General features: G+C 61.1%; 3 protein-coding genes. All 3 read right to left on the reverse strand.

Annotated elements, in window-relative coordinates; translation table 11 throughout:
• Window positions 1-89: 89 nt before the first annotated feature.
• Genes M6D81_RS27570 through M6D81_RS27580 form a run of 3 tightly spaced genes read right to left on the reverse strand, consistent with a single transcriptional unit; the run spans window position 90 to window position 5489 of the window.
• A complete protein-coding gene (locus M6D81_RS27570) occupies window positions 90-3047 on the reverse strand; it encodes a transglutaminase-like domain-containing protein (protein WP_262680413.1) in 2958 nt (985 codons plus the stop codon).
• Window positions 3034-4419 (reverse strand): DUF58 domain-containing protein, encoded by a 1386-nt coding sequence (locus M6D81_RS27575; RefSeq protein ID WP_262680415.1) that lies wholly within the window; start codon window positions 4417-4419, stop codon window positions 3034-3036. Before M6D81_RS27575 ends, M6D81_RS27570 begins: the two co-directional genes overlap by 14 nt.
• The gene (locus M6D81_RS27580; RefSeq protein WP_262680417.1) at window positions 4416-5489 is read right to left on the reverse strand and encodes an AAA family ATPase; all 1074 of its coding nucleotides are present in this window, start codon (window positions 5487-5489) and stop codon (window positions 4416-4418) included. The genes M6D81_RS27575 and M6D81_RS27580 overlap by 4 nt, the downstream gene beginning before the upstream one ends.
• Window positions 5490-6000 lie beyond the last annotated feature (511 nt).

Below are 6000 nucleotides of genomic sequence, written 5' to 3' on the forward strand. Positions count from 1 at the left end.
CTGTCTCCATGCGCCCACTTGATTTAAAAGATACAACATTACCGCATGAGATATATGTTCGAACATCTTCCAGCGTCTCAGATTATATGCTAAATGTGGCTGTCCTCAGGCAAGCAGACACGCTTCTTCACGTTTTGCCGAGCAGCCTTCCCTGCCGCCAATAAATGGCGGCACGTCTCGCGCAGCTCCTCCGGCGACGGTGCAGCCTGCCAGCGGCCCTTGCGGCCAAAGCTGGCTTCCTCCAGCCAGCCCGTCAGACGCAGCAGCTCGGCATGCTGTCCGGGCTGCAGCCCGGCGCCCAGCGCAAGAGCTGCCTCGCGCGCCGTCCGCTGCTGCGCCGGAGCCGGCGCGCGACGGCGCAACTGCGCGAAGAGCGCGGCCGCGACGGCGATGAGCGCCGCCCGCTGCTGCTCGGCGACGGCTTGTTCGCCGAGCGCGCGGCTGCGCGGCGGCCGAGCGCGGCCAGGCGCCGGGGCGGCGGCGAACGGCGAGAAGGTCGCGCCAGCCGTCACGGCGAGACCGCGCGCGGGCAACGCCGTAGCGGCGCTAGCGCGGGCGGCGCGCTCCGGTGCTCCTTCAAGCGCGGGCACGCCTGCGCCCGAAGGCGCCGCATTGGCCTCGCCCCCACGCTCGGACGCATTGGCGTCTCCTCCACTGATGCTGATGCCGCTCACGCTGGCGCCGTCAGCGCCGCTTGCGGCAAGCCGCGCGCAAGCCACGCTATAGCGGCGCAGCGCCAGCCGCAGGCGCAGCCTGCTGCGCCGCACCGCGAGCACCGCCGCGCAGGCCAGCGCCAGCGCGGCTACGCCTACGGCGGCAGCTGCGGCCGGCGAAGCCGCCGCTCCCCCGTGTGCGAGCCCCGCCAGGCTCAGCTCGCTCACCGTACCGGCAGCGGATGCGCCGCCAGCTGCCGCCAGCGTGCCGCCGCCTCCGAAGCCGGCGGCGGCTGAAGCTGTAGCGACGCCATCGAATCCCGGCGTCGGATCGAAGGGCACCCACCCTGCTCCGGGGAAGTACACCTCGACCCACGCATGCGCATCCTTCGCCTTAATCTCAAGCAGCTCTCCACTTCCGCCGGAGGTCAAGCCATCCGCTTCCAGCTCCTGCTCTGTCCCCGCTGCCGACTCACCGGAGGTGAAGCCCTTCACCCAGCGGGCAGGGATGCCTTGCGTCCGCAGCATAATGACCATCGCCGTGGAGAAGTGAACGCAATACCCCTCCTTCTGATCGAACAGAAAGTGATCCACGAAGTCTTCGCCTTCGGCAGGCATTTCACTGTTTTCGATAGAGTAACTATACGACGTCTTCAAATACTGCTGAATGGCCATGACCCGGTCGTAGCGGCTCGTTATCCCGCCTCCCGCCACCTCGGCAGCCAGCGCTGCAACGCGCGGAGGCATGGATTCAGGCAATTGCAAGAACGGCGTAATCGCATCGTCATAGACGGGCTCAGAGCTCTCCTGCTCCGCTCCCAGTTCCTCCTGTCCATCCTCCAAACGACGCAGCTCTAGCTCATCCGTTACGGGAAGAGTGCTCTCCACCGTGTAACGCTCGACCTTCAAGGTGCTGCTGGGCGGATAGAGAGAACCCTGCAGCGTATTGCGCACATAGCTGCCCAGCTTCCGTCTGGGATCGGCGGCAACCATATCCGTCACCCGCCCGTCACCGCCCGCGGCGAACAGAGGCATAGAGGGCTCAGGATGCTCTACAAGTATCGTTTGTTCAATCCGAACACCATGCTTCGCAAGCTCTGACGGCCCCTTGTCATCCTCTTCCTTCTCACTCGCCATCGCCTCGCGCTCATTTGGCAGCAGCTTGCCGATCGGATGAAGCGACAGCTCCCCGCCAGCGTTGCTCCACCCTTTCCCGTCGTACGTACTCTTCGCTTCACCTCGCCAATAGCTCCTTACAGGCGTCAACGCGCGAAAAATCAGCTCATCGCTATTGGCAAGCGGAGCGCCAAGCCTGCTGTCGTCGAAGCCGTATCCGGACAGCGCCTGCCCGTATGGAACGGCCCCGGCATTCTTTATCGTAACACCGCTCGAACCGTCTCCCAGGGCGGATAAACCTTGCTTAATCGCAGCCGATATCGGAACTGTCCATTTGGGCGGCGCCAGTTCCCTCTCTCTCCCCGCTGTGAACAGAAGCGAGCAGCCGATGACCACAAGCACGAGAAACATGGAGCCTGCTATCCACTGTCCGCTGGGCCTCTGCGGATCGCGGGGAGCCGCCTCCATCACTCTGCGCACCCGGGGCACTGTCATCAATGCCGTGAGCAGCAACCCTTCCGATACAGCTCGGATCAGGCTGCCCAGTACATCCATCCCCAGCCATACATGCAGTGCAATCAAATACATGATCGTAGCGGCAGCGAATCCCAGCGCTGTCTGCCGCAGCCACATGAGCCCCTGCAGAGCAGGCGCCAGCATCGACCAGCCGGTGAACAGCATTAACGACCGCATCTCTCCCGACATGGCCCATACTCCGTTATTCAGGATACGGTCAACATCTTCATAGAACAAAGAAGGCAAGCCGGCAAGCCATTCCAGCCCTGTCTGCCCGGCACTCTTGTACAGCAGCATCATCGCCAGCAGGCAGATGATGGCATTCAGCGGCAGCGACACCCCCCAAGGCAGCTTGAACAGCCCTGCGATCATCGTGCACCCGATTACGAGCAAGAGCGGCTCGGGATGGTGGATAACGGCCCATTGTCCGGTGCTCGACCATGGCAGCAGCCATTCAGCTACAAGTCCGAACAGCAGCAGGCTCGTTGCGATCCGGTACACCAAGGAAACTTCCCCGCCGTATTCGTGCGAAGCGGCTCCCGCGATTCCCCGCTCTGAAATTCCCCCATTGCCTCTGTTGCCGCTCCCGCCACCTGCATCCCCAGTATCCTTATCGCGCTCCTTGCTCCCCAAGTCCCCGATAGCCCAATCACTATCTTTGCCCCCCGAGTCGCCAACCTCCTTATCGCGTTCCTTGCTCCCCGAGTCCCCAATCTCCTTATCTAGGTCCTTGCCACTCGGGAACTCCTTATCCCAAGGCATGCGCTTTCCCTCCTTCCTTCGTCCCGCCTGCGAAGTCCTCGCCGGTATGATGAACGGCCTGCCAGACTACGCCGATTCCGGCATCGCGAAGCGAGTGCTCCGCCTCGCGCATCGCGCCCGTCAGCTTCCTCTCTCCGATTGGCACATGAAGCAGCAGCCTTCCTTCTTGCTCCCCATATGCCCTTGCCAGCTCTCTCCATTCGCCCACCGCTTGCCAATCGCCAGTATAAACCTGGATCAGGCATCCCGCCGGAAACCCGCTTCCTTCCTCGGGCCACAAGCCGCGCATCGCCGACTCCCGATCTGCCCGAAGCTTCGCCAACTTACGGCACAGCTCTATCATACGGCCGTTCTCTCCGCTGGCGGAATCGGCACTCAAGCGACAGGACCATTCAGCTGTTGCAACAATGGCATGGCTCCCCCGTCTCAAAGCATCGCCGGCCCCCTTAATCGCCCAGCTGATGCAAACGTCGAATAACGCCGCATCATTGCCGTATGCAATTCGTCGCTGATCGATGACGATCGCAACTGTGCCGCCTACCGTTTCCGCTCTCAACTTCGTATATAGTCCGCGTCCTCTGGCAGCGGCGCGATAATCGATACTCCGAAGGGAATCGCCCACCCGGTAAGGACGGGTATCCGGCCCGTATCCCGCTTCCCGCCGCGCGATCAACTTGTCGCTTCGCTCGCTTCCTCCACCACCGTCACGGCCGCTTGCAGGAGAAGAGGCATCCTCCCCGTACTTCCATTCCCCGCTCTCCACCAAGTCTTCCATCCGCGAGTGCGGCAGCTCCGCGGGCAGCACCGTCAGCTGCCCTTCCAGCCGGAACGTTCGTCTGATCGCCGTCAGGCCGAGCCAATCGCCTACCGTCACGGTTATCGGCTGGAAGGCATACTCCCCTCTCCGCAGCGCGGTCATCTCATAGCTCTCCATCCATTGCTTCCGGAATGCAGGCGTCTCCACCGCACGGTGCCCTCGCGACTTATATCCTATATCGCTGCCGTTCACATACACATCCTGCATGGCCAGCCACACAACGGGAACCGGCCAGTTGCTGCGCACCGTCAATGTCGACACATTGGATTCCCCGGCCGTCATCTCCGATCGGCGCAAGCTGCGCTCCACGGTCAGACTTCTCGCAACGGCAAGAGGAATGACCCCGCTCAGCGCCGCAATGCTTCCCAATACGACCAGCATGAACCATTCTACCGCCCCGCCGCGCAACAGAACGGCCGTACAGCTTCCCAGCAACCCTGCCGCAATGACGCTCCAGGCCAGCTTGCGGGTTCTATAGCTCGGACCGCCCTCTCTCTCCCACACACTTTCTGCATCCTTCCTATAATCAACGTCCCACTCATCCTGTTCTCTCATCTCACTCGCCTGCCTCCGAATCCGGCTCCCGCTTCGCGCGGGAACGGCGTCTCGCGCACGATTGCTGCCAGAATGGAGCCGTCCCGCAGCGCTTCGCCTCCACTCATTCCGCTTCTGACTGCCAGCCGATGCGCAAGCACCGGTTCGGCTGTCGCCAGCAGATCATCCGGAATGACGTAGCCCCGGCCCTCCAGATAAGCGCCGGCTTGTGCAGCGCGCAGCCAATCCCGCAGCGCCCGCGGACTTAAGCCAAGCGCAATATCCGGCGATCGGCGTGTCGCCTCCGCTACCCTGACCATATATTCCATAAGCGCATGATGCATATGTGTCTGTGCCGCTTCCTTCTGCATCCGCAGCCACTCTGGAGGCGTAATGACAGGGCGCAGTCGGGCGGGGTCCTGCCGATTGCCCTCGGCATATTGCTTCAGCAGCCGCTCCTCCGCGTCCGCTTCCGGATAGCCGATGCTAAGCCGCATCAGGAAGCGATCCAGCTGCGCTTCCGGCAGCGGACTCGTGCCTTGGAAGCTGAGTGGATTCTGCGTCGCGATAAGCATGAACGGATCGGGCAGCCTGTGCGTCTCTCCCTCAATCGTCACGCTTCTCTCCTCCATCGCTTCCAGCAGGGCCGACTGCGTGCGCGGCGAAGTCCGGTTAATCTCGTCGGCCAGCACGACATTGGCCATAATGGGCCCCGGACGATAGACAAGCTCGCCGCTTCTTCCCTCCAGCACCATCCCGCCAATGACATCAGCAGGCACCATATCCGAGGTGAACTGGATTCGCCGGAACTCGCCGCCCATCACTCGCGCAATCCCTTGCGCCAGAACCGTTTTGCCTACGCCGGGAATATCCTCCAGCAGCACATGCCCGCCTGCAAGCAACGCCGTAAGCGTCTGTCTGATAACCGCTTGCTTGCCCAGCAGCACATGCTCCAGCTTCAGCTGCATCCGATGCAGCAGCACTTGCGGCGCCTCCGGCCAATGCTGCATTCGACCGGCATGATCATCTTCCCCTTTATAATCCCTACCATTGCGCTCACGCATTTTGTCCAAAAAATCGGGAGAAACCATATACTTCTCGCCTCCTAAACAACAGGAATAGTCTATAGCTTCATTCTCCCCAGCTTTCCTATCATTTAGACCTGCTAGACTGCAAGTCCGGCACGATGATTCAGCTGCGCTCGTCCCTCTATCACGCCATTACTTATAATTAGGATTTACTAGAGTCTGTTTGTCTGTATACGTAGAAGCAGCAAACGGGGAATATAGCAGATGCAAATGAGAAAAATGGCTCAAACGCCCCTTTTCGGCACTCCAGTGTAGGATTCATACACTCATATGGCTCGCATGCCCCTTTTCGGCGCTCCAGTGTAGGATTCATACACTAGACCGACTCGCACGCCCCTTTTCGGCGCTCCAGTGTAGGATTCCTACACTATTTCGGCTCGCATGCCCCTTTTCGGCGCTCCAGTGTAGGATTCATACACTCATATGACTCGCACGCTCCTTTTCGGCGCTCCAGTGTAGGACTCATACACTATTTCGGCTCGAACGCTCCTTTTCGGCGCTCTAGTGTAGGATT

This window comes from Paenibacillus sp. J5C2022 (genome assembly GCF_025567625.1).
Taxonomy (GTDB): Bacteria; Bacillota; Bacilli; order Paenibacillales; family Paenibacillaceae; genus Pristimantibacillus.